Raw genomic sequence first — 25,585 nt, 5'->3', positions numbered from 1 at the left:
ATAAGTGTTTTTCACGATTTCCACCGGTCGGATTGGAGTATAACGCTGGTTTTTATTGATAATATCACTTTCGATCAGCATAGAACAGGACAGTTGAAAATATAAAATAATTTAAATTCGCTAATCTATAACACAGCAATCAAAACTATACATATCTAAAATATGGCAATTACTAAAAACACTTTTAAGCACGTAGATTACTTGTGGGACGAAGAAAAAGCAAAAGCCCTGGGGGACGATCAGATCGCCCTGCTGCTCTACAGGTCCAATATTTTGGGTGCTGACTTAAGAATAACCAACTACGGCGGTGGTAATACAAGTTGTAAGACCATCGAAAAGGATCCGCTAACCAAAGAAGATACCGAAATCATGTGGATCAAGGGTTCGGGTGGAGACATTGGCACTTTGAAAAGAAGCGGGCTTGCTGGGTTATATATGGACAAGCTGCTTGCCTTGAAAAACGTCTACCGGGGACTTGAATTTGAAGACGAAATGGTTGCTCTTTTCAATCATTGTATTTATGATCTGGACTCCAAGGCTCCGTCTATCGATACCCCGTTGCACGCCGTTTTGCCTTTTAAGCACATTGATCACCTGCACCCTGATGCAGCAATAGCCATTGCTGCCTCCAAAGATGGGGAAAAGATCACTCAGGAGTTGTTTGACGGACAGATTGCCTGGGTTCCCTGGCAACGTCCCGGTTTTGACCTGGCCCTGAAACTCGATCAGGCCCTGAAGGAAAATCCCGGCATCCGCGGCATCATGCTGGGCGGGCACGGGCTCTTCACCTGGGGAGAAACTTCCTATGAATGCTACATCAATAGCCTGGAGGTAATCGACATGGCCTCTCAATACCTGGAAGAAAACTACGGCAAAAAACGGCCGGTATTCGGCGGTCAGAAAGTATCTTCTCTCCCTGCAGAACAACGAAGAGAGCAGGCTTCTAAAATTGCCCCCCACCTTAGAGGTTTGGCTTCCAGCTTTAACCGCATGGTAGGACATTTTTCGGACGATGACCGGGTACTGGAATTTATCAACAGCAATGACCTCGAAAAACTGGCTCCTCTTGGAACCAGTTGCCCAGATCACTTCTTGCGGACCAAGATCAGACCTCTGGTATTGGATATTCCGGCCGACAAGGATCTGGAAGATATGAGTGAGGTAAAAAACTACCTGGAAAGAGAATTTGAAGCTTACCGTCAGGACTATACCAAGTACTACGAAGACCACAAAAGGCCCAATAGCCCTGCCATGAGGGATTCAAACCCGGTAGTTATATTGTGGCCGGGAGTAGGCATGTTTTCCTATGCCAAAAACAAGCAAACAGCAAGGGTAGCCAGTGAATTTTATACCAACGCCATCAATGTAATGAAGGGTGCGGAGGCGATTTCTTCTTATGTATCCCTTCCGCTTCAGGAAGCCTTCGACATTGAATACTGGCTCTTGGAAGAGGCCAAGTTACAGCGTATGCCCAAAGAACAGCCCCTTTCCAGAAAAGTGGCTTTCGTAACAGGCGGAGCTGGCGGTATCGGAAAGGCCATCGCTGACAAACTCGCTGCAGAGGGTGCCTGTGTGTTCATCACCGATATCAATCAGGAAAGACTCGATGAGGCCGTCAATACCTACAATAAAGATACTGGTGCCGGATCCATCATGGATGTATCTAAAATGGAAGATATCGAAACAGCCCTTAAGGCGGCTTGCCTGAAATTTGGCGGTATTGATATCCTGGTGAACTGTGCCGGGCTGGCCATCTCCAAACCGATCGATCAGACCTCAGAAAAGGATTGGGACCTCCTGCAAGACGTTTTGGTAAAAGGTCAGTTTGCTGTTTCCAAAGCGGGAGTAGCTATACTCCGGGCCCAGAACAAAGGTGGCGACATCATCAATATAGCAAGCAAAAATGCCCTGGTATCCGGACCGAATAACGTAGGATACGGTACAGCCAAAGCCGCTCAGGTACACATGAGCAGATTGCTGGCTGCTGAATTGGGGCCTGACAAAATCCGGGTCAATGTGGTGAACCCCGATGCAGTAATAGAGGGAAGTAAAATCTGGGAAGGCGAATGGGCCAGGGGCAGAGCCAAGGCCTATGGCATCACTGTGGAAGAACTTCCTGCATTTTACGCCAAACGTACGATAATGAACGAAATCATTGGCGTCGACGATATTGCCAATGGTGTATTTGCTTTCGTTGGCGGCCACCTCAGCAAAAGTACCGGTAATATTTTGAACGTTGATGGAGGTGTAGCTGCCGCCTTTGTCAGATAAGTGAATTTCATGCGAATTGATAAAAATCAAATCAATACTCTCAATGATAAAGCTCTCCCGGATCACCGGGAGAGTTTTGAGTATATAAGCCATAAGCTTACAGCCAGGGATATCCCGGTCGCGTCGCTGATCGAAAAAATCCAATCCTTTCAGATAGCCATTCCCAGTTGGGCGCTGGGCACGGGAGGGACCCGCTTTGGGCGTTTTCCCGGCGGCGGAGAGCCCCGTACGCTCGAAGAAAAAATCGATGATGTGGGTTTGCTTCATGCGCTTAATGCCGGCTCCGGAGCCATTTCCCTGCACATACCATGGGATATTCCCGAAAATGTAGCCCAGATAAAAGCCCATGCTGCTTCCCATAACCTGCTCTTCGATGCGGTGAATTCCAATACCTTCCAGGATCAGCCGGAACAGCAGAAATCCTATAAATTCGGGTCCCTTTGCCATTCAGATGCGGATGTAAGAAGTCAGGCTGTGGCGCACAATATGGAGGTAATCCGGCATGGAGAAGCCCTGGGCTCCAAATCCCTCACCGTTTGGTTGGCGGATGGGTCTTCGTTTCCAGGTCAGATGAACTTCCGGAAGGCCTTACAACGTACCCTGGATTCCCTACGGGAAATATACGCCCGTATGCCGGAAGATTGGAAGATGTTTATCGAATACAAACCCTACGAGCCTTATTTCTACCACACCGTCATACAGGACTGGGGCACTTCCCATTTGCTGGCTTCGCAATTGGGAGAGCGGGCATTTACCCTCGTAGACCTTGGCCACCATTTGCCCAATACCAATATAGAACAAATTGTCGCCACCCTGATGATGCAGGGAAAACTCGGAGGATTCCATTTCAATGATTCCAAATTTGGCGACGATGACCTCACAGTAGGCGCCATGAAACCCTACCAGTTATTTTTGATTTTCAATGAATTGGTAGCTGGAATGGAGGACAATACCTCCAAAAATCCCTACCCGGCCTGGATGATCGACGCCAGTCACAACCTCAAAGATCCCCTGGAAGACCTGCTCCAGTCCGTAGAGGCCATCCAACTGGCTTATGCCCAGGCGCTGCTGGTAGACCGGAAAGCGCTGGAGAATGCTCGTGAGGACAACGATCCCGTCCTTGCCCAGGAAATATTGCAACGAGCCTTCCGGACAGATGTGAGACCACTGGTGGCCGAGGCCAGGATGGAAGCCGGCGCAGCTCTGGATCCTCTGGCAGCTTTCAGAACACTATCCGTCAGGGAAAACCTCGTACGGGAAAGAGGCAAAAAAAGCATGGCCACCGGACTGTAATCAATCATTGTATCCAAACTAACCATATAAACTATGCCCATACCGGTAATCGCCATATTTGATATTGGAAAAACCAATAAAAAATTTTTTCTGTTTGACGAAGATTTAAATGAAATCAAGGAGGAGTATGTCAAATTTCCAACCATTACGGATGAAGATGGTGAAGAGTGCGACGACCTTGAAAAAATCACGGAATGGGCGCGAGAAAAGGTACAAACATTGTGCAATGACCCGGCTTATGAGGTTCGCGGGCTGAATTTCTCGACCTACGGAGCTTCCTTTGTCTCTATTGGGGAGGACGGAAAGCCAGTTACACCTATCTATAACTACCTGAAAGATTTTCCTGAAGACCTGCACCGGGAGTTTTATGAGGCGTATCCCGAGGAGAAAATCAATCAAACGACTGCCTCACCCACGCTGGGCATGCTCAATTCCGGTTTGCAGTTGTATTGGATAAAAAGGAAGCGGCCGGAAATTTTCAGTAAGATCAAATACTCCCTTCATCTGCCACAATATATCTCCTACCTGTTTACTGCGGAAGCAGTCACTGAACCCACTTCAATAGGCTGTCATACCAAATTGTGGGATTTTCCGAAAGGAGACTACCATGAATGGGTATACAAAGAAGGTATACACGAAAAACTTCCCCGGCAGGTGCCTACTACCCATACTTTTGAAAAAGAGATTTGTGGCAGGAAGGTAAAAGTAGGAGTCGGTATTCACGACAGCTCATCGGCATTGGCCTCCTACCTGATCAAGATAAAAGAGCCATTTTTATTGATTTCCACCGGCACATGGAGCATCACATTGAATCCTTTTCCCAAAGGAGAGCTCAGTTCCGCGGAACTTCAAAACGATTGTCTCAATTTCCTTTCCATCCATGGCAAGACTGTTAAAGCAAGCCGGTTTTTCCTTGGCTACGAGCTGGACCATCAACTGGAAAAACTGAACGCTCATTTCCAAAAGGAGGCCAGGTATTACAAAAACATAGCCCCTGACGAGGAGCTGGTGCACAAATTGCTGTCCGGAAAGGCAGCAAATGGATTTTACCCCCAGACCATTGCCCGTACGCCCTTAGTGGCAGAGATATTTCCCGATGATCACTGGGATATAACGTCCTTCAGTGATTTTGAGACCGCCTACCACCACCTGGTGTTTGGGCTGGCCAGGATGCAGGTGGCTTCATTGCTCCTTGCCAGGGGGGCTTCCGAAACCAGGAAGGTGTATATTGATGGGGGCTTCGTCCACAACAAAGTATTTATCCGCTTTCTGAATGGTTTGCTCGAGGATTATGACCTTGAGTTTTCAGATTTTCCATTGGGTTCGGCTTACGGAGCTGCCCTCATGCTCAAAGCCTTCAAATGATACCAAAATACCGATAGTGATGTTTAAACGATACCTTATTGCCTGCCTGACCATGACAATTGGATTTGCCAACGCACAAAACCAACCCATTACGCTGGACATTTATCCCGGAGAAGCTCCCTTTCAGAAACCGACTGAGGTGCAGGAAGAAGTCCGGGAAAACGATATCCTTGTGATCAGCAAGGTACAGAAGCCTCAAATTCAGGTTTTCCTGCCTGCCAAAAGATCCGCTACGGGCAAGGCCGTGATCATCTGTCCTGGAGGAGGCTATGGCGTTTTGGCTTACGACTGGGAAGGCCTTGACATCGCCAAATGGCTCAACAGCCGGGGTATCGCTGGCATTGTACTGAAATACCGCCTTCCCTCCTCAGAAACCCAAAGCAGCCCACACATTGTACCGATGGCGGACGGTCAGCGGGCAATCCGCCTGGTCCGGCATCATGCAGAGGACTGGGGTATAGATCCGGAGCAAATCGGTATCATGGGCTTTTCTGCCGGCGGTCACCTGGCTTCAACCCTGGGCACCCATTTTGATGAGGGCAACCCCGGAGATGAGGACCCGATAGAGCAGCAATCGAGCAGGCCGGATTTTATGATTCTGGGCTATCCGGTAATTTCCTTCACCGAACACATCACCCATATCGGGTCCAGAAACAACCTCATCGGCAAAGACCCGGAACAGAAATGGGTGGAATATTTCAGCAACGAAAAGCAAGTGAGGGCCGATTCCCCCCCTACATTTATTTTCCACTCCCAGGACGATACCGGAGTACCGGTACAGCACAGTTTGTTGTTTTATCAGGGGCTTTTGGAAAAACAGATACCTGCCGAAATGCACCTGTATCCCACAGGAGCCCACGGATTCTCGCTCTCAATCAACAAAGAGGGAACCCAGAAAGGCTGGATGGAAAGTTGCATCAACTGGATGCATCATTTACCTTAGGTAGATGATGCAACATCTGCCCTCACTTCGGATAAGCAGCAATGGACGTTTTCTGGTTACTTCAGACGGGCATCCCTTTTTCTGGCTGGGCGACACCGCCTGGGAGATGTTGCACCGGCTGAGTCTGGAAGAAACCAGGCATTATTTCAATAATCGCAAAAAGAAGGGTTTCAGTATCATCCAAACAGTAATCCTGGCGGAGCTTGATGGCCTGCAGACTCCCAATGCCAATGGCCATCTGCCCTTAAACGACCTGGATCCCAGGCAACCCAATGAAGCTTATTTTGATCACGTAGACCGTGTAGTTTCGCTGGCAGAGGAAATGGGATTGTACCTGGGGCTGCTGCCTACCTGGGGTGACAAATTCAACAAAAAGTGGGGCACCGGACCGGAGATCTTTACAGCAGAAAATGCAAAAAGCTACGGCCGCTTTCTGGCCAGCCGCTATGGCAGGTGGAAACACATCGTGTGGATATTGGGTGGTGACCGCATTCCCGAAAATAAGCAGCACAAGCTAATTATCGAAGAAATGGCCACCGGAATACGTGAAGGGCATGAAGGTGCACTCATCAGCTACCATCCCAATGGGGGGTATGTAGCCAGTGACCTTTTCGGAAAAGCTTCCTGGCTGGACATTGATCTCTTCCAGACCCGACACCAGAAAGGGTTCAGGGAGTACCGCTTCACGCTAAAAGCCAGAAAAAGAAAACCTACGAGGCCTGTTATTGACGGGGAGCCCGGATACGAAAACATTCCAAACCTGCTGAACAAATGGAACTTTCAACGGCTCGATGCCGCTGATATTCGCAGATCTGCGTATTGGAACATGCTTTCGGGAGCTGCGGGATACAGCTATGGGTGTAATGAAATATGGCAGATGTATGGTGGGACTGAGGCCCCTAAATTCGGTGCTCAGTTTTCCTGGAAAGAAGCGCTTGATCTCCCGGGTGCACATCAGATGGGTATCCTGAAGCGCCTCTTTGAAAGCATCCCCTGGCAGGAAATGGCGCCCGACCCAAAGGTTTTGGCAGAAATGAACTGGATCTGGCAGCCCCGAAAGTTGGTTTTGTCCACGGCTGACCGCGATTGGATCCTGGTGTATTGCCCGGGAAGTCAGAAAATTAAACTTAAGGCTGGTTTGTTTCGCAAAATCCGGAGAACGGCCTTTTGGATAAATCCGGTAAACGGTGAAGTAAAGCGCACAGATGGGGATTCGGGGCCGGTTTTCAGTTGTCCGGACAAAAATCAGGATTGGCTCCTCCTTGTGCTCTTACGGCAGGCAGCAGATCAATGGGATTACTCCGGAATTACTCTGACCAGCAAGCTGTAAACCTGCGACAATCTGATAGACGGAGATAGAGACAAAAAATAGTCCGGCCACCTGTCTTTTTCCCTGATTGCCGAGTCGGCTACCGACCCATGCCCAAGCCTGATGCCAGGCTAAAATTTCACAGGTCGGTAATTTTATCTGCAAGTGGCCAGATAGCGTCCTGCGTGCTTTGTAATCCTCCCAATGTGCCAGGTAATCGTCCTGCCCGAATTCATGTAGCTACAGTTTTTCAGCGATTGCCATACATTAACCCTAGTTTTCTATTAACTTTACGCCTTCTTTTGAGGCACAATGGATTGCCGCTGAAAGTAGCGATGAAGCATTACAGAAATATTTTCGATTTACAGTGAAGAAATATCAGGAGTACAAACAGGTTGATTATCCCGGCATCGGGGAAGACATATTGGCTTTTTGGAAGAGCAACCAGATCTTTGAAAAATCAGTAGAAAACAGGGAGGGCGCGCCAAGCTATACCTTCTATGAAGGCCCTCCTTCTGCCAATGGCACTCCTGGTATTCACCATGTGATGGCCCGTGCCATTAAAGATGTTTTTTGCCGGTATAAAACACTGAAGGGCTTTCATGTGAAAAGAAAAGGGGGCTGGGATACCCACGGCCTTCCGGTCGAATTGCAGGTAGAAAAAGAGCTGGGAATCACCAAAGAAGATATCGGCACCAAAATATCTGTGGCCGGGTACAACCAGAAATGCCGGGAAACCGTGATGCGCTACAAGCATGAATGGGACGAGTTGACAGAAAAAATCGGCTATTGGGTAGATTTGAATGACCCTTACATCACTTTTGATGTAGACTATGTAGAAACGCTCTGGCACCTGCTTAAGAAACTGTTCGAAAAGGACTTACTGTACAAGGGCTACACCATTCAGCCCTACTCCCCTGCAGCCGGCACCGGTCTCAGCTCCCATGAACTCAATCAGCCCGGTTGCTACAGAGATGTAAAGGACACCTCCGTCACTGCCCAGTTTAAGGTAGTGGGCGAAACAGACCTGTATATTCTCGCCTGGACCACCACACCCTGGACCTTGCCTTCCAACTCGGCTTTGGCCATAGGTGAAAAACTGGACTACGTAAAGATAAGGACTTTTAACCCCTACACCTTCGCACCGCAAACAGTGATCCTGGCCAAAGCCAGGGTATCTGCCTATTTTCATCCCAGGGGGGAAGATTTGCCACTGGAGGATTATAAGGCGGGAGATAAAATTATTCCCTACAAAATCATTGATACGCTCAAAGGTAAGGAACTGCTGGGCATGAAATATGAGCAATTGTTTCCCATCGAAGCACTTGCCCTTCCGGACCCGGCTTTTTCTGTAATCGCCGGGGACTACGTGACCACAGAAGACGGCACCGGAATCGTCCACCTGGCCAAGGCTTTTGGTGCGGATGACTTCAGAACCCTGGAACAGCAGCAGATCCCCGGAATATTTTTAAAAGATGAACGGGGCCAGGAAATTCCTGTGGTTGACAAAAAGGGAAAATTTCTTCCGGAAGTAGGAGCATACCTGAAAGCCAAAATGGCCGAGCATGGCATCCATGCACACAAGACTTTCACCGAAGATGATTTTTATGTCAAAAACTATCTGTTGGATGATGAAAGTGATAAAGAGTATAAAAGCACGGATGTAATCATTTCGATTATCCTAAAAAATGAAAACAAAGCTTTTCGGGTCGAAAAATATGAGCACAGCTATCCGCACTGCTGGCGTACCGACATGCCCATATTGTATTATCCTCTGGAAAGCTGGTTTATCCGGACCACCGCCTACAAAGACAAACTGGCGGCGCATAACAAAACCATCAATTGGATGCCTGCCTCCACCGGTACCGGGAGGTTCGGGAACTGGCTGGAAAATCTGGTGGATTGGAATCTCAGCCGCTCCAGGTTCTGGGGTACACCGCTACCGATCTGGAGAAATAAAGCGGGCAACCAAACCAAATGTATTGGCTCCGTAGCTGAGCTTCAGGCAGAAATACAGCGGTCCATAGAAAAAGGCTTCATGAAGGAATCGCCTTTCGGGGAGGGAAATGTGGATTTACACCGGCCGTATGTGGACGAGATCATTTTGGTATCAGAAAACGGTGACAAAATGTTCCGTGAGCCGGATTTAATTGATGTCTGGTTTGACTCCGGAGCCATGCCTTATGCCCAATGGCACTATCCCTTCGAAAATGAAGAACTCTTCAAAGCCAACTATCCGGCAGATTTTATTGCCGAAGGAGTGGATCAGACCCGAGGTTGGTTTTTCACGCTGCACACCCTGGCAGTCATGCTTTTTGACACTGTGGCCTTCAAAAACGTCATCGCCAACGGGCTGGTGCTGGACAAAAACGGCAACAAAATGTCCAAAAGGCTCGGAAATGCTGTAGACCCATTTCAGAGTCTCAAGACCTATGGCCCGGACGCCCTGCGCTGGTACATGCTGAGCAATGCCAACCCCTGGGACAATCTTAAATTCAACGAAGAAGGAGTGATGGAGGTGCAACGCCGCTTTTTTGGCACCCTGCAAAACAGCTATAATTTCTTTGCGCTGTATGCAAACCTCGACGATTTTGTGTACCTGGAACAGTCAAAGATCCCCGAAAAGGAGAGACCCGAACTGGACCAGTGGATCATTTCCAAACTACAGTCGCTTATCATTGAAGCTGAGACAGCCTACGAAGGCTATGACATAACACCCGCTACCCGGGCGATCATGAATTTTACCGTAGATCAGTTGTCCAACTGGTATGTGCGCCTGGCCAGAAAAAGATTTTGGAGGGGAGAGATGAATGCCGATAAGCAGGCAGCATATGAAACCTTGTATGAATGCCTGATCAGTATCTCGAAGCTTATGGCACCGGTGGCTCCCTTTTACGCAGACTGGCTCTACCAAAACCTCACCGCCAGTCAGCCGCGAAAACCTCAATCCGTACACCTGACCGATTGGCAAAACGCCAGCACACCGCTGGTCAACGAAGGCCTGGAAAGCAGCATGCAGCTCGCTCAGGACATTTCTTCATTGGTGCATTCCCTGCGAAAAAAAGAAAAGCTGAAAGTCCGGCAGCCGCTTCAGAAAATTCTAATTCCTATTCTAAACCCGGAAACCCGCGGTTATATCCAGCATGTAGAGGAACTCATCAAGTCCGAAGTAAACGTGAAAACTGTCGAATATATAGATGATACCTCGGGAATATTGGTCAAAAGTGTCAAACCCAATTTTTCCCTGCTGGGAAAAAGGTTTGGTCCAAAAATGAAATTGGCAAACCAAACCATCCAGAGGTGGGGTAAGGAAGAAATCGCAAGAATAGAAAGAGATGGTCAAATAGAAATTGAATTAGATGGAAAAACTGAAATCCTGAGTAGGGAAGAGGTACTGATTCAATCGCAGGACATTCCGGGTTGGTCTGTGGCCAGTGATGGGGGCCTCACCGTGGCCCTGGATGTGACGCTCACCGTCTCGCTCCGGGAAGAGGGTATAGCCAGGGATTTTGTAAATCGCATACAGAATCTGCGAAAAGATCTCGGACTGGAAGTTCAGGATAAAATCAAGATCAAAGTGATGCCTCAGGCGGAACCCGTTGACGCGGCCCTGATGCACTTTGCCGATTACATAAAAACGGAAACCCAGGCTTTAAACCTTACGTTGGATGATCAGATAACAGATCCTACCCTGCTGGACATGGATGATTTTGAGCTTGCTGTAAAAGTAGAGAAAGTATAAAGAGATGAATTATTGGAAATATTTTGGCGTCACGCTGATCGTTATCCTGATAGATCAGGCTGTTAAAATGCTGGTGCACAACGGAATGGATTTCGGTACTGCCGGGCAGATAAAGGTATTCGGAGACTGGTTCAAGCTCCACTATACCACCAATCCGGGGATGGCCTTTGGCATGCAGTTGGGTTCGGAGTACGGGAAGTTGATTCTTACGAGTTTCCGCCTGATTGCCATGTTTGGGATAGGCTACTACCTCTACATGCTGATCCGCAAAAATTCCCACCCCGGATACCTGGTCTCTATCGCCTTGATCCTGGGAGGAGCTGTGGGCAATCTGATTGACAGCGTATTTTATGGGGTCTGGTTAAAGAATGCCCCATTTGACGCTCCTAATCCCTGGTTTCACGGCCAGGTGATCGATATGTTTTATATCGATATCTGGGAAGGCTTCGTGCCGGAGTGGATTCCACTCTTTGGCGGTAGCTACACAGCCCTCTGGCCAATCTTCAATATCGCAGACGCTTCTATTTTTATCGGTGTCGCCATTATTCTTATTTTTCAGAAACGGTTCTTTGAGGAGGACAACGACAAGGAAACGGAGGATGAAGTGCAAAAACAATTTATCGACGAAAAACAGGCCTGAGCTTTCTGATACCGTGTCTTTCCGGAAATTTCCGAAAGACAGCTAAACTACTTATCTGATCAGCAGAAAGGTACCTGAGCGGAACGCTTCACTGCCATCAGGAGCGGTATACCGGAGTTTATACACATAGGTTCCCGCCATGGCCTCCTTTCCCTGAACAGTGCCATCCCAGCCGGACCCATTTCCATCATCGGTGTAGAAAATCACTTCGCCCCACTTGTTGTAAACCCAAAACTCCAGTCCATCGATCTTTTCAAAGACAGGAAAGTAATGGCTGTTGCTTCCATCTGCTGAACCGGGTGTAAATGCATCTGGCATCCGGATCTGAAACTCCCGTATGGAAATTGGCCTACTTTCACGGGCTACACATCCATTGGCATCTGTCACTTCTAAAGATACCTGAAAATCGCCCTGGCGGCTATAGCTATGGCTGGGACTGGCCTCTTCACTACTCGTGCCATCACCAAAATCCCAGAGATAGGAACGGATATTGCCTATCGAAGCAGCTTCAAAGCGGATTTCATCCGCGATGAAAAATGGCGTTCCCGCTGTAGGGTCAGGGCCGTAAAAATCAAATCCGGCATTAAGCGCATAGGGGAGCACTTCCACCTGTTGTTCCGAAACACATCCGTTTTCTCCCCTCACGCTTACGGTATAGCTCCCCGGCTGTGAACTCACCATTTCCCTTCCATCTGCGGAGCTTTGTCCACCGCTCCAGATAATGTCCACGTCTTCCTCATCTGCAAGCTCTACGAAAAACGTGGTCTTTAGCCCCGGAGCACCGCAGACTACTTCTGTTGCCGAGGAAACTGCAAAAGATAGCGGTTCCAAAGGCGCTATGGTAAATTGTTCCTCCCTGCTGCATCCGAACGAATCTGTGATCCTAACCGAATAATCTCCGGCAGCCAAACCTTCAATGCCTGCCGTAGTGGCGCCGGTGGACCAGAGGTAGTTGATGGTATCTGCATCTCCATCCGGAATAATCAGAATCGCACCACTCTCTGGCTCCTGGCAGTTTTCCAGAGGGCTTACTGAAGTGCTGTAGGACAGGGGTTGAATCCCTTGCACCTCAAAAGCCAATTCACTGGAACACTGGTTTGCATCGCTGGCTTTTATAACATATCTCCCGGGCAGCAGGCCCTCAAAGCTAAAGGTTCTATTGGTACCGGATTCATATACATCCACAGACTCTTCCGTTCCGGACGCTCCAACCGATAGCAAAGCTGCTTTAACCGGCAGACTTCCACCCCCAACTTCAAAGACAACAACACCTCCATCAGACCCATCACAATCAAGATTGAAAACTGAATTTTGTGTATCGAGTTGAATGTCCACAGGCTGTGGCTGTTGCAAGGTAATGGAAGCAGTGACCGAACAGGACTGGCTATCGGTGACAGTGACTGTATAAGTGCCTTCAGGTAGGTTTTCCACACTTTCGGTGGTTGAATTTCCGGGGTTGTCCCATTGGAAGGTATAGGGTGGGATACCGCCTTCTACAGTAGCTACTGCTGTTCCATCGGATGCACCCTGGCAGGAGATACTGGCTCCGTTGTAATCTGAACTGATGCTGACAGAGACCTGCATAGACTGGTAATCGAGCAGGAATGGTCGAAAACAGCTTTCATCTCCCTCCAACACTGCAAAATACTCCCGGCTTTCCGCTACCTTTGGGAAGGGATTTGCCCCATCGTAGGCCCTGGCTGAAGGACCCGGCGGAAATGCATCATAAAACTTTGTCCCCTCCGGAAAATTATCCGCTATTTCAGAAACAGGTATCCCATCCCCAGGTAGCTCACAAAGGTTAATCTCCAATACACCTTCAACGGAAGAGCAGAATTCCCCCTCAGAAATTACTTCAAACTCCATGGGACCCGAATTTGGACTGGAAGGACAATCTTCATCTTCCGGAAAACCCTGTATCAGAGGGGCTGAAAAAGCCACACCGGTTTCGGCATTTGCGCCGGTCACCTCTCCTGACAATGAAAAATCTGTATCACACTGAAACCCTTCCGGACCGGCACAGTTGTCGGGAGAGACAAGCGTATATTCCAGGTAGCCCAAAAGTTCATCCGGATCCGTGGTACCCGGAACGGATCCGATCTCCCAGATAATTGAGCCTCCAGGCCCGATGGAAGCATCGAAATAAGCTTCTCCGGGGTTCCCTGAGCCGAGCAGCCAGGTGCTGGATACGGAAGAAAAGTCTGTGAGTGCAGACAGGGATATTTCTACGCGCGCATCTTCTATCGGCTCCTGACCCCTGTTGCGGATTTCCAGGCGGAATGGCAGCTCCTCATTGGCATTCACCTGATATACATCATTTATTGGCTGAATGTCATTTCCCAATTCATTTTTTGCCTCCAGTCGGGTTTGCCTGGCATTGATAGAAAAGGTGATGTTATAAATGACATAGGTGTCAATAACGGTGGTATATTTGATCCTCGTACTGCTTTGTCCGTTGGCGATAATGCTATTATCTTCATTGGGAAGCTCAAATACAGCCAGATCTATCCCGGTATTGTTGATCAGTTCCGGATTGCGGGGATTGCCACCGGTATAAATACTGGAGTTGAAAAAATTAAAGGTATCATTGGCCTCATGTGAGAGGCGGACAAATTCTCCTGAATTTTTGCCCTTTTCAATTTCAATATAGTCTCCTGTTCCTCCTCTTTCCCCCTCTGCTCCCATCATGCCCATTTTGACCTGCACAGCACCGGATGCTACGGCGGAAAACCCTTCCAGATCTAAAAAATAATCATCATCCAGATAGGATGCCACGTAGGCGTAACCGTCAAAAACTACCACATCTCTGGCCTCCATCAGGGGGTTTTCGTAAACGATCACCATACCCCAGCCCCCGTAAAATCCGATAGAACCGCCAGTTCCCTCTTCCAATGCAATATCTGCCAGCCAATACTCTCCCTGCCCTGCTGCCTGTACCAAATCAGTCACATCTGCGTAGCCAACAAATAATCCGTCCTGTTCGAGATAGGATCCTGGAAACCAAATTTCCTCATTTTCGGGCCTGATGGTGGTATAATTGGTCTGTCCCGGGGTTTTAAAGGAAACGGCATGTTTGTCAAAGCTTTTGGTAACACCGGATTTGCTGACTTCAAATTGTCGCTCTTCTCTGGATCTGCCTGTCCAGTACAGGCCTGCATACACCACCCGGGTGCAGGTTGGGTCTGCACCATTTTCGTTGGGAAATACCAGATCTGCTGAAGATGAATTGAGCGTTTGCGGATCGTCATCGGCATCCACGTACACCATCGGATAATTATTCTGAAAATTCAGGCTGTAATTCTCCAGCGTCAGGTTGGTGTTTCCGATAATCGAAAAGTCTCCATTGATATTGTAAATGCTGGTGCTTGGTCCGCTATCCGGTACCCGGGGTTGAAAGGGCTTTACCAATTGTGCTTTGGAATCTGTGGCAGCCAGCAGCAGCAAGAATGCAGCCAGGCAAATTTGCCAAAGGTAGTTTTTAGAAAATTCCGGCGCCGCACTCACTTGACCAATTGATTCGGGTTGAAAGAATCAATTATACAAAGAATAATTGAATGGCAGACAATTTAGGAGGTAAAATATAAGCACCTGTAGGAGAGCAGAAAGCCTCATGGTGCCTGTTGCTCCTGAAACCAGGCAGTTACCTGATCTTTGGGTAAAGCTTTCACCAGGCGGCCATTTTTACCCTTCATGTCATCGGCAGCAAAAAGGGAATTGACGATTGCCTCCTCTGTAGCTTCGATTACCGCCAAAAATAAGGGGCTTATCTCATCATTTGCCAAAGCGGCCGTCTCTCCGGAGGTCAAAAGCTGCTCTCTCGTGGTACTGAATGCCAAAACATAATCACCACTTCCGTTAGAGGCAATTCCTCCGGTCCTTGCCAAACCCATCATGGCCCTCTTGGCCATTCGCTCCAGGCTCCGGTGATCCAGAGGTGCATCTGTGGCAAGTACCATCATACAAGATCCGTCTGCAGACTCCAGTTGGTTTTTGAAACTATATTGGCCCAGGTTTTTCCCTACCGGTATGCCGCCGATCTGCAGCACTCCGCCAAAATTGCTCTGGACCAGTACGCCTACCGTATAGCCACCGAGCCGTTCCGGCAGCTTGCGTGAAGAAGTGCCAATACCTCCTTTAAATCCAAAGCAAACTGTGCCTGTACCTGCCCCCACATTTCCTTCCTTCACCGGGCCGCTTTTCGCTTTGTTTATGGCTTCAACCACATTTGCCGGCTTTACATGCCTGCCCCTGATATCATTCAGGTAACCATCGTTGGTTTCACCCACCACCGCATTGAGCGAGCCCACATTTTCGTTTCCTTCTAAAAAGAGCATATGGTCCAATATTCCCTCGATACCTGCAGCAACGCTGAGCGTGTTGGTGAGCACAATCGGAGATTCCAGGTTTCCGAGTTCCTGTACCTGAGTACTTCCTGCCAATTTGCCAAAACCATTTCCCACATATACTGCTGCGGGCACTTTTTCCTGAAAAAGATTGTCCGTATGGGGCAAAATAGCTGTGACACCGGTACGGATATTGTCCCCTTCCTTCAGCGTTACCTGACCAACAGCTACTCCCGCCACGTCTGTAATGGCATTCCATTTGCCCGGACTCAGCACACCAAGTGTAATGCCGTAATTTCTGGCACTATTCTGGGCGCTTGTTTTATGGCATGCCAGCCCTGTAATTAAAAACAAAATCAATAAAAAGCGCATGACTTCAGTGGTTTTTCAGGATGGACGCCAGGTTGGCGGGTGAGTAATGAATGGATTTTAAGGTTTTGTTGTCTGATTTCCGGTACACCAGAAACAGCCCGTCCATTTCCTTATAATAGCAATCGGTACCCTTACTGATGTAAAATGCTACCGTTTCCCGGGCTTCTGCCTCGCTTTTACAGGCTTTGCTCATGTTTGAACGCTGCACTTCTTCAAAGAGGGACTGGAATTTATCTGCCAGACCAAACTCCAGTATGGCTCCTGAAAGCACATACTGAATATCGCACAAAGCATCTGCTACTTCTACAAGATTCTGGTTTGCGATGGCTTCTTCCAGTTCCTGCAATTCTTCGGCGATCAAATCTACCCGAAGCCGGCACCTGCTGGCATCGGGGATGCTCGGTTCTGTTAAGACAGGATGTTGGAAAGCCTGATGAAATCTGGCTACAGCGGAGAGGCATTGAGGTTCTTTCATTTCATGTATTGTTAGTGTCTGTGCTCCTCAAATAAAAAAAGAGCCTGCTTAAGAAGCAAGCTCTTTCAAAAAAATAAAAAAATGTCTGCACTTAAGATCCACTTTCAAATTTTACAGCAGACTCCAGATTGGCTTCGATTTGGCTATACAAATCGGCGTTGCCATCCAGATCACCCGGTGCTATTTCAATTACACCATCAGAATTTGCATCAGCGGCAGCCTCAAAATCTACATTTTCAAACAAGTCGTCCAAATCGAATACCAGCATCAATTCGGTACCTTCATTGACTTCATGCCCCTCTTCATTTTCCGCACTAGCACTGATCACACTTTCTGTATCCATCCAGACCTGACTGGTCTCCCCGTTGATCTCTCCGCTTATCCACAGGGATTTACCATACATGGGATCTTCATTTTCCACTGTCGTGTTTTTATACAATTCAAATTGTATTTCCTGATAATTGCCTTTCGGAGTGCTGCCCTCTCCCACGGCAGAAACCCTGCTCTGTCCTTCACTTATCAAAATCAGGGTCTGAGGCTCGCTGGCGTCTGCACCAAGTTCCGTATCTATATTCGATTTTAGGCTGATACTGCCCAAATCGATACCTGCAACGATATCTGCTTCAGCAGCATATTTCATTTCTATCTCCCTGGTACCTACCTGAAAGTCTGACACCACCATGGTGTTTACCATACTTCTGCCCCCGGGGTCTGTTTCTCCTGTCTGCCTGGCTGTAGATTGTAGCTGGACCTCTTCCTGGTTTTCCGGGGGATTGGTATCCTCCTCCATCTCGCAGGAAATCATTCCAAGAAAAATTCCAAAACTGAGGCCGGAGCCAATCCATTTTTTCACTGTAGTTTGCATAATTAATTGGTTTGGTTCAGGAGCTCACTACGCAATCAATATGCCAGAAAACAGGTGAACTGTGTAAAAATGAATGTAAGTGTCTGTTTTTTAGGTATTAAAATCATGCGGTTTTTCCGATTCGTTTTTTTGCAGATCTGTTCAGGTTCGCAAAGATTTCGTGACAAGCTGTGGAAAAATCCTACGCCCGAAAGCGATAAGCAACGGCCATCGGACCCGGATAATACCCACGCAAAGCACTGCCTTGTTTCTCTATCCAGGAAAGTTTTTGCGCTTCTGCGTTCAAATCCAATAGTTAATTGAATATTAACCCATAATTTCGGACAAGATGATTATTTTTGTATCTCATTCGGATATTGGTGAGGTTTTTGATCGGGCATTTACCGCAAACCTGCTGAAATAAAATGAGCAAATCATTTGTTCTTTCGAATGCAACAGATTTGTTTTCAGATGGATATCAGATTTTACAAATACCAGGGTACAGGAAATGATTTTATCATGCTGGATGGCCGGGAATTTTCTCTGGGAGAGGATCCGGTCCCACAGGTAAAAAAGCTGTGCCACAGAAAATTCGGTATTGGTGCGGACGGACTGATTGTGCTACAGGAAAAAGAGGGGTATGACTTTGAGATGTGCTATTACAATGCGGATGGCAGCCAAAGCATGTGTGGCAATGGAGCCCGGTGTGCGGTGGCTTTTGCTGCATTTCTGGGAATCATCACGGAAGAAACCCATTTTCTGGCCATTGATGGACCTCATCGCGCCAGGATCTCGGGAGACTGGGTCGCACTCGAGATGGGAAAGGTACAAGGGATACAAAGCAGGGAAGAGGCATTTTTTGTAGATACCGGATCTCCACACCATGTGGTATTTGTGGATGATGTAGCAAACCATGATGTGATTGGACTAGGAAGAAAGATCAGAAATGACAGGGAGCGTTACCCCCACGGCACCAATGTGAATTTCGTGCAGCCCATAGGTAAGGACCACATACAGGTGAGAACTTATGAACGGGGGGTGGAAGATGAAACACTTTCCTGCGGCACCGGGGTTACGGCCTGCGCATTGGTCTACGGATCCCGCCACAAACAACAATCCATAAAAATCAGCACCCCTGGGGGCAACCTTGAGGTGAGTTTTGCCGAAGATAACAATGGGGGTTTTGAATCCATCATTCTTTCAGGACCAGCAAAGCAGGTCTTTTCAGGTACAATATCTTTGGCAGTAGAAGCGGTCAGAGAAAGAGAAAATTTAGAATAGAGATAAAGAATTAAAGTATATGATAGAAGCAATAGCAAAAGGCCTGGCTAAAGTTTTTGGTACCAAATCCGATAGGGACATCAAAAGCTTGAGCCCGGTAGTGGCCCAGGTCAATACAGCTTATGCCCAGCTCTCCTCCGTGACGGATGATGATTTAAGAAAAGAAACCAGAAATATCAGGGAAATCATCGATGCTGACCTGAAGGATTTTGACGATAAAATCAATCAGCTAAAACAAGATATTGAAGCGCTTAAACCCGAGCAGGTTCAGGCCAAGGATGCCTTGTTTACCGAAATAGACAAAGTAGAAAAGGAGCGGGACGATGCTTTGGAAGTTAGCCTGGAAAAAGTCCTTCCCCGGGCTTTTGCCGTGATCAAGGAGACCGCCCGCAGGCTGAAGGAAAATACATTCCTTAAGGTAAGTGCTTCGGAATCTGACAAGGAAATGGCAGCAGCCAAATCATATGTAGAAATCGAGGGAGACCAGGCCATATGGCACAACAAATGGACCGCGGCGGGGGTGGAAGTGACCTGGGACATGTTGCACTACGACGTGCAGCTTCTGGGTGGCGTCGCCCTGCACCGGGGCAATATTGCCGAAATGGCGACGGGAGAAGGTAAAACCCTGGTTTCTACCCTTCCGGCTTATCTCAATGCGCTCTCCGGGAGAGGGGTGCACATAGTCACCGTAAACGATTACCTGGCCAGGAGGGATTCGGAATGGAATGCCCCGCTTTTTGAGTTTCATGGCCTGAAAGTAGACTGTATCGACAAATACCCGCCCAACTCAGAAGGCAGGAGGAAAGCGTATCAATGCGATATTGTCTATGGTACCAATAATGAATTTGGCTTTGACTATCTCAGGGATAACATGGCCAGGGACGCCAAGGACCTGGTACAAGGCAAGCACCACTTTGCCATGATAGATGAGGTTGATTCCGTGCTGATTGACGATGCGAGAACCCCTCTGATCATATCCGGACCGGTACCCAGGGGTGATCAGCACGAATTTTACGATATGAAACCAAGGGTCTCTACTCTGGTGGATGAACAACGCAAGCTCGTGCAAAACTACCTCACCGAAGCCAAAAAGCTGATCAGGGAAGGCAACGAAAAAGAGGGTGGGCTGGCCCTGTTCCGCGCATTCCGGGGTCTTCCCAAATACAAACCCCTGATCAAATATCTTTCTGAGCCGGGTATCCGGGTTATTTTGCAAAAGACAGAAAATTATTATTTGCAGGACAACAAGCGCAACATGCCCGAGGCTGATGAACCCCTGTTGTTTACCATAGATGAAAAGTCGAATAGTGTAGACCTGACAGACAACGGCATAGAAACGATTACCAAAAAGAATGAAAATACGAGCTTCTTTATCCTTCCGGATATAGGAAGTGAAATTGCCGACCTGGAAAAGGACGAAAGCATAGATGAAAAAGAAAAGCTCATCAGAAAAGAAGAGCTGATCAAGGATTACGGTGTCAAGGCCCAGCGCATCCATACTGTAAACCAGCTCCTCAAGGCCTATTGCATGTTTGAAAAGGACACCGAATACATTCTGGTGGAAGGCAAAGTAAAAATTGTCGACGAGCAGACAGGCCGGGTAATGGAAGGAAGAAGGTATTCTGACGGACTGCACCAGGCCATAGAGGCCAAGGAAAATGTAAAAGTGGAAGATGCCACGCAGACTTATGCCACCATCACCCTGCAGAATTATTTCCGCATGTACCACAAGCTATCCGGAATGACAGGTACAGCCGAAACCGAAGCCGGAGAATTCTGGGAAATTTACAAACTGGATGTCATCGTCATTCCAACCAACAAACCTATACAGCGAAAAGACCGGGAGGACAAGGTGTATAAGACGGTACGGGAAAAATTTAATGCCGTAGTGGATGAAATCAATGAGCTGACCGACGCAAACCGGCCGGTATTGGTGGGTACCACTTCAGTGGAAATTTCCGAACTGCTTAGCCGGATGCTGACGATCCGGAAGATCAAACACCAGGTGTTGAATGCCAAACAACATGCGCGGGAAGCCGATGTGGTGGCAGAGGCCGGAAAACCCAAAACGGTAACCATTGCGACAAACATGGCAGGTAGAGGTACGGATATCAAACTTACCCCGGAATCGAAACAGGCGGGCGGTTTGGCCATCATTGGCACCGAAAGACATGAATCGAGACGGGTAGACCGGCAGCTTCGCGGTAGGTCTGGTCGTCAGGGAGATCCTGGTTCATCACAGTTTTTTGTGTCCCTGGAAGACAACCTGATGCGACTTTTTGGTTCCGAGAGAATAGCAAAGCTGATGGATAGGATGGGTCTGGAAGAAGGAGAAGTCATCCAGCATAGTATGATCACAAAATCCATAGAACGCGCGCAGCGCAAGGTTGAAGAAAACAACTTTGGGGTGCGTAAACGCCTTCTTGAATACGACGATGTGATGAACAGCCAGCGGGAAGTCGTCTACCGAAGGCGGAAAAATGCCCTGGTCGGTGACCGCCTTGAGCTGGACATTCTGAACATCATGTATGATGTCTCCCAGGACCTGATCGAAATGGCCAAATCCACAGAAGATCTCGAAAACCTGAGGATGAATATCTTCAGCTCCCTGGGTCTGGATTACCAGTTTTCGGAAACCGACCTGAAGGAGAAAGATGTAGCCAGCCTGACCAAAACCTTGTTCAGTGCAGCCTATGAAAATTATACCAAAAAAAACCAGAACATCCTTGAACGTGCCATGCCCATACTCAGGGATGTATATAAAAACCGCGGCGCTACCGTAAAGGAAATCATGGTGCCCATTTCCGATGGTATCAAGCAAATTGGCGTGGTCATCAACCTGGAATCTACCATCAACAACGATGGGCGTGATCTCATCAGGGCGGTAGAAAAAACAGTGACACTGGCCATCATCGACCAGAATTGGAAAGAGCATCTGCGTGATATGGATGATTTGAAGCAGTCGGTGCAAAATGCTGTTTATGAACAGAAAGATCCGCTGCTGATATACAAATTCGAAGCCTTTGAAATGTTCAAACGCTTCCTTGGTAAACTTAACGACGATATCATATCGTTTATTTCCAAATCTGATCTGCCCAAGCAGGACCCCGAGCAGGTCAAAGCGGCACAGGCCCAGAAAAAAGCCGAACCGCAGGTAACAGCTTCTAAGGAAGAAGCAGGCAGCAGTCTGGGGAACCCATCCGGACAAAGAGCCGCTATTGCCAGCAGCCGTGCTACAGCCAACAGGGAACCGGTGAAACCAAGACGGTCCGACAAAACCTATGGCCGGAATGACAAGGTTTCTGTCAGGTACGTGGACGGTAAGGTGAAAAAAGATGTCAAATACAAAAGTGTGGAGCAGGACATCTCTGAGGAAAAATGTGTGGTAATAGAAGATTAAACCAAACAATATGTTAAAAAAGGCCAGTATATATTTGCTTTCCTTATTCTTTCTGAGTGCCTGTGGTATCATCAATATCCGCAAGACCGGAGATACCAGCGAAAAATTTGACAATTATTCAGAAGATCTTTCCGATTCGCGGATAACATTCGATGATTTGCCTGTTCCCAGCTTTTCTACGGCCGGGGGTTCAGACGCCGGACCGATCAATCAGGAGCTGCAGCGCAGGATCAATCAGATCAGCGAGGAAAACAACAGGGAGAATTTCATCAATGGGTACACGATTTTGGTATATAGCGGAGCTGATCGGGAGCGGGCCTTTGAAGTACGGAATGAAGTCTACTCCGAATACCCGGATATACAGACCAATATGGAGTACAATGAACCCCGCTATCTGGTAAAGGTGGGTCGCTTTGTCAATAAAATTGAGGCGCTGGCAACTTATGAGAAACTAAACGATCTGTTTCCCAGCTCCCGGATACAACCGGACCGCTTTCTGAAAAAGCGCGAATCTGAAGAAGAAAAAGAAGATAATTTAGAGAATGCTGAAAGATAAAATTCGCCAACTGGCTGACCAATTCAAATCAGAAACAATCGACACCAGAAGACACCTGCACGCCCACCCGGAATTGTCTTTCGAAGAGAAGGAAACGGTAGCATTTGTTGAAAAAAAACTGCGTTCTTTTGGGATCAGCAAACTGAGCCAGAAAGCCAACACCGGACTGGTGGCCTTAATAGAAGGAAAAAATCCTGGTAAGAAAATTATTGCCCTAAGAGCAGATATGGATGCGCTTCCCATCACGGAAGCCAATGATGTTCCCTATAAATCTACCAACCGGGGTGTGATGCATGCCTGTGGGCATGACGTCCACACCTCCTCTCTTTTAGGTACTGCCCGTATTCTGAACGAGCTCAAAGATGAGTTTGAAGGGACAGTAAAACTCATTTTTCAGCCAGGAGAGGAAAGGGTACCAGGAGGAGCCTCTATGATGATCGCAGACGAGGCACTCCAGAATCCTAAACCTACTGCTATTCTCGGGCAACATGTCATGCCATTGATACCAGTGGGTAAGGTGGGTTTCAGAAAGGGCATGTACATGGCCAGTGCCGACGAGCTGTATATTAAAGTAATCGGCAAGGGCGGTCACGGCGCCATGCCGGAGACGCTGGTTGACCCGGTGCTGATCAGTGCACACATCCTGGTAGCACTGCAACAGGTAGTCAGCAGGAAAGCAGATCCCAAAACCCCTTCTGTATTGTCCTTTGGCAGGGTAGTGGCGGATGGGGCCACCAATGTTATACCCAACGAAGTGAATATTGAAGGGACATTCCGAACGCTTGATGAAGACTGGAGACAAATGGCCCACGAGCAAATGATTAAAATAGCGAAAGGCATCGCCGAGGGTATGGGGGGAGAAGTAGAATTTGAGGTTCGCAAAGGCTATCCATTTCTAAAAAACGAACCGGAACTCACCGAAAGAGCCATTCAGGCGGCACGGGACTACCTTGGGGATGAAAATGTGGTAGATCTGGATATCTGGATGGCTGCAGAGGACTTTTCCTATTATACCCATGAAATGGATGGTTGTTTTTACCGGCTGGGAACCAGAAATGAAGGCAAAGGTATCGTTTCTGGCGTACATACACCCACTTTTGATATAGACGAAGATGCCCTGGGCCTCAGTACCGGGTTAATGGCCTGGTTGGCCCTGGAAGAATTGAAATTCGATTGATTTAACTTTTTTTGTAAGCCGAAAAATGAAAAGGATCACACTCGTCCTGATGATCGTATCAGGCTTTGTCGCAAATAGTTTTGGTTGGGGACAAACCGGACACCGGGTAATCGGGCAAATTGCGGCCTGGCATCTGAGCAAAAAGGCCAGCAAAAACATTGAAGCCATACTGGGTCCGGAATCCCTCGCAATGGTATCTACCTGGATGGATGAAGTCCGTTCCGATCCCGCCTATAACCACCTGAACACCTGGCACTACCTGACGGTTAAGGCAGGTCAGGGTTACGATCCGGATATACAGGAAAGTGGGGGAGACGCCTACGGCAAAACCAAAATGGTGATTGCAGCGCTGAAAGAAGGGAATTTGTCTGAAAGACAAAAAAGCGAATACCTCAGGATACTGGTACACCTGGTAGGAGACCTGCATCAGCCCCTGCATGTGGGAACCGGTGAGGATAGAGGCGGAAATGACATCAGACTAAGTTATTTCAACGAAAGCACGAATCTTCACGCCGTTTGGGACACCAGGGTAATTGAAGGAAGAAATCTGAGTTTTACTGAGCTGGCCCATCATTTGAACCGACGCGTAAACAAGCCACTGATCAGGAAATATCAAGCCAGTACTATGGACCAATGGCTGGACGAGGCAGTGGAGCTACGACCGCTCATTTATGACCTGCCGGAAGATCGAAAACTATCCTATGCCTATGGATACAGGACATTTCCTGTGATGGAGGAGCGCTTGCTGGCCGGAGGCATCAGACTTGCAGGCATACTAAACGATATATTTGGATAATCCTAGTTACCTGCGGCCAGCGCAATAAAGTCAATGGATTTTGGCTGGTGAAGATCCAATGTCCTGGCACATGCTGCCAGCGTAGCGCCGGTGGTAAGTACATCGTCTACCAGAAGCAGTTTTTTGTTTTTGATGGTTTCAGGATGCCTTACTTCAAATACCTCAGCTACATTTTCCCATCTCTCCATCCTGCTTTTGTTGGTTTGTGTTTGGGTAGGAATTTTTCTGATCAGGTGATTTATCGCAGAAATTTTCAATGACCCGGCCAAACCCACAGCAAACTGTTCACTTTGGTTATAGCCCCGTTTGTTCAGCTTTTTCTGGTGTAAGGGCACCGGGACCACCTCGTCCCATGCCTGTGAAAAGCCCTTTTCTACCAGCAACGCGCCATACATTTCTCCCAATAATCTGGCCAGTAAAGGCTTGTTTTTATATTTGATCTGATGGAGTAGCTTTTGACTCAATCCCTTTTTAGAAAATCGCAGATAAGACATGACCATGCCCACCGGGGCCAGGCCCAGTACTTTATGCTTCAAATCGTTGTCTTCGGGAATGAGATGGTAATGGGTAATCGGTAATCGGGATATACAAATCCTGCACAACTGCTTTTCAAAAGGAAAGAGGCTCCGCTTACAGGTACAACAGGTTTCAGGAAAAACCAGGGACAAAAAATCTTGCCAGTAATTGAAACGCATAGCTTATTTGGGTTGTTTTTACACTCAGAGCCATTATACCTGTTATATTTGTATTTTGCATCCTGCGATGAATTTACAGAAAA

At 47.9% G+C, this 25,585-nt stretch carries 17 protein-coding genes; 12 read left to right on the top strand and 5 right to left on the bottom strand.

The genetic code is table 11. From position 1 onward, the window contains the following. The first annotated feature begins 162 nt into the window (after positions 1–162). From BUB19_RS00275 to BUB19_RS00245, 7 genes are all read left to right on the top strand, one after another. Entirely contained in the window at positions 163–2,271 is a 2,109-nt protein-coding gene (locus tag BUB19_RS00275) for a bifunctional aldolase/short-chain dehydrogenase (RefSeq protein WP_073089925.1), read from the top strand. 9 nt (positions 2,272–2,280) lie between these two features. After that, entirely contained in the window at positions 2,281–3,564 is a 1,284-nt protein-coding gene (locus tag BUB19_RS00270) for a sugar isomerase (RefSeq protein WP_073089922.1), read from the top strand. 33 nt (positions 3,565–3,597) lie between these two features. Further along, on the top strand, positions 3,598–4,929 hold the full coding sequence (locus BUB19_RS00265) for an FGGY-family carbohydrate kinase (RefSeq protein ID WP_073089919.1): 1,332 nt from the start codon (positions 3,598–3,600) through the stop codon (positions 4,927–4,929). A 19-nt stretch (positions 4,930–4,948) separates the two neighbouring features. Continuing rightward, positions 4,949–5,872, top strand: a complete 924-nt coding sequence (locus BUB19_RS00260; RefSeq protein WP_073089909.1) for an alpha/beta hydrolase — start codon at positions 4,949–4,951, stop codon at positions 5,870–5,872. Between the two features lie 4 nt (positions 5,873–5,876). Continuing rightward, a complete protein-coding gene (locus BUB19_RS00255; protein ID WP_084096868.1) occupies positions 5,877–7,202 on the top strand; it encodes a glycoside hydrolase family 140 protein in 1,326 nt (441 codons plus the stop codon). Between the two features lie 346 nt (positions 7,203–7,548). Next, positions 7,549–10,923, top strand: a complete 3,375-nt coding sequence (ileS, locus tag BUB19_RS00250; RefSeq protein ID WP_073089905.1) for an isoleucine--tRNA ligase — start codon at positions 7,549–7,551, stop codon at positions 10,921–10,923. Between the two features lie 4 nt (positions 10,924–10,927). After that, positions 10,928–11,563 (top strand): lipoprotein signal peptidase, encoded by a 636-nt coding sequence (locus BUB19_RS00245; RefSeq protein ID WP_073089903.1) that lies wholly within the window; start codon positions 10,928–10,930, stop codon positions 11,561–11,563. Between the two features lie 51 nt (positions 11,564–11,614). Here the strand turns inward: BUB19_RS00245 and BUB19_RS00240 are convergent, their stop codons facing one another. The 4 genes from BUB19_RS00240 to BUB19_RS00225 all read right to left on the bottom strand — a co-directional run bounded on the left by BUB19_RS00240 (position 11,615) and on the right by BUB19_RS00225 (position 17,618). Further along, complete coding sequence (locus BUB19_RS00240) at positions 11,615–15,067, bottom strand: PKD domain-containing protein (protein ID WP_073089900.1); 3,453 nt, start codon at positions 15,065–15,067, stop codon at positions 11,615–11,617. A 104-nt stretch (positions 15,068–15,171) separates the two neighbouring features. Beyond that, the gene (locus tag BUB19_RS00235; protein WP_073089897.1) at positions 15,172–16,278 is read right to left on the bottom strand and encodes a DmpA family aminopeptidase; all 1,107 of its coding nucleotides are present in this window, start codon (positions 16,276–16,278) and stop codon (positions 15,172–15,174) included. A 4-nt stretch (positions 16,279–16,282) separates the two neighbouring features. Next, on the bottom strand, positions 16,283–16,753 hold the full coding sequence (locus tag BUB19_RS00230) for a pyrophosphohydrolase domain-containing protein (protein WP_073089894.1): 471 nt from the start codon (positions 16,751–16,753) through the stop codon (positions 16,283–16,285). A 91-nt stretch (positions 16,754–16,844) separates the two neighbouring features. After that, positions 16,845–17,618, bottom strand: coding sequence for a hypothetical protein (locus tag BUB19_RS00225; protein ID WP_073089891.1), 774 nt, complete (start codon positions 17,616–17,618; stop codon positions 16,845–16,847). 429 nt (positions 17,619–18,047) lie between these two features. Here BUB19_RS00225 and dapF point away from each other — a divergent pair, with 429 nt between their 5' ends. The 5 genes from dapF to BUB19_RS00200 are packed head-to-tail and all read left to right on the top strand — an operon-like array spanning position 18,048 to position 24,807. Next, entirely contained in the window at positions 18,048–18,878 is an 831-nt protein-coding gene (gene dapF, locus BUB19_RS00220) for a diaminopimelate epimerase (protein ID WP_317041563.1), read from the top strand. Between the two features lie 19 nt (positions 18,879–18,897). Next, positions 18,898–22,278: a preprotein translocase subunit SecA gene (secA, locus tag BUB19_RS00215; protein ID WP_073089885.1), complete on the top strand. Its 3,381-nt coding sequence runs from the start codon at positions 18,898–18,900 to the stop codon at positions 22,276–22,278. A 10-nt stretch (positions 22,279–22,288) separates the two neighbouring features. Beyond that, a complete protein-coding gene (locus tag BUB19_RS00210; protein WP_073089882.1) occupies positions 22,289–22,834 on the top strand; it encodes a hypothetical protein in 546 nt (181 codons plus the stop codon). Then, positions 22,821–24,011: a M20 metallopeptidase family protein gene (locus tag BUB19_RS00205; protein ID WP_073089879.1), complete on the top strand. Its 1,191-nt coding sequence runs from the start codon at positions 22,821–22,823 to the stop codon at positions 24,009–24,011. The genes BUB19_RS00210 and BUB19_RS00205 overlap by 14 nt, the downstream gene beginning before the upstream one ends. Before the next feature lie 25 nt (positions 24,012–24,036). Next, positions 24,037–24,807, top strand: coding sequence for a S1/P1 nuclease (locus BUB19_RS00200; RefSeq protein ID WP_073089876.1), 771 nt, complete (start codon positions 24,037–24,039; stop codon positions 24,805–24,807). Between the two features lie 2 nt (positions 24,808–24,809). Here BUB19_RS00200 and BUB19_RS00195 read toward each other — a convergent pair whose 3' ends face one another. Continuing rightward, positions 24,810–25,502, bottom strand: coding sequence for a ComF family protein (locus BUB19_RS00195; protein ID WP_073089873.1), 693 nt, complete (start codon positions 25,500–25,502; stop codon positions 24,810–24,812). Positions 25,503–25,585 lie beyond the last annotated feature (83 nt).

The sequence above is a fragment of the Cyclobacterium lianum genome (assembly GCF_900143075.1).
In the GTDB taxonomy this organism is placed as follows: Bacteria; Bacteroidota; Bacteroidia; order Cytophagales; family Cyclobacteriaceae; genus Cyclobacterium; species Cyclobacterium lianum.
The sequence above is the reverse complement of the archived record's forward strand: the minus strand, read 5'-3'. Positions and strand labels throughout refer to the sequence as shown.

Coding starts and splice junctions, on each gene's coding strand:
- BUB19_RS00275 (WP_073089925.1), top strand. CDS start 163: ATGGCAATTACTAAAAACACTTTTAAGCACGTAGATTACTTGTGGGAC.
- BUB19_RS00270 (WP_073089922.1), top strand. CDS start 2,281: ATGCGAATTGATAAAAATCAAATCAATACTCTCAATGATAAAGCTCTC.
- BUB19_RS00265 (WP_073089919.1), top strand. CDS start 3,598: ATGCCCATACCGGTAATCGCCATATTTGATATTGGAAAAACCAATAAA.
- BUB19_RS00260 (WP_073089909.1), top strand. CDS start 4,949: ATGTTTAAACGATACCTTATTGCCTGCCTGACCATGACAATTGGATTT.
- BUB19_RS00255 (WP_084096868.1), top strand. CDS start 5,877: ATGATGCAACATCTGCCCTCACTTCGGATAAGCAGCAATGGACGTTTT.
- BUB19_RS00245 (WP_073089903.1), top strand. CDS start 10,928: ATGAATTATTGGAAATATTTTGGCGTCACGCTGATCGTTATCCTGATA.
- BUB19_RS00235 (WP_073089897.1), bottom strand. CDS start 16,278: ATGCGCTTTTTATTGATTTTGTTTTTAATTACAGGGCTGGCATGCCAT.
- BUB19_RS00230 (WP_073089894.1), bottom strand. CDS start 16,753: ATGAAAGAACCTCAATGCCTCTCCGCTGTAGCCAGATTTCATCAGGCT.
- BUB19_RS00225 (WP_073089891.1), bottom strand. CDS start 17,618: ATGCAAACTACAGTGAAAAAATGGATTGGCTCCGGCCTCAGTTTTGGA.
- dapF (WP_317041563.1), top strand. CDS start 18,048: ATGCAACAGATTTGTTTTCAGATGGATATCAGATTTTACAAATACCAG.
- secA (WP_073089885.1), top strand. CDS start 18,898: ATGATAGAAGCAATAGCAAAAGGCCTGGCTAAAGTTTTTGGTACCAAA.
- BUB19_RS00210 (WP_073089882.1), top strand. CDS start 22,289: ATGTTAAAAAAGGCCAGTATATATTTGCTTTCCTTATTCTTTCTGAGT.
- BUB19_RS00205 (WP_073089879.1), top strand. CDS start 22,821: ATGCTGAAAGATAAAATTCGCCAACTGGCTGACCAATTCAAATCAGAA.
- BUB19_RS00200 (WP_073089876.1), top strand. CDS start 24,037: ATGAAAAGGATCACACTCGTCCTGATGATCGTATCAGGCTTTGTCGCA.
- BUB19_RS00195 (WP_073089873.1), bottom strand. CDS start 25,502: ATGCGTTTCAATTACTGGCAAGATTTTTTGTCCCTGGTTTTTCCTGAA.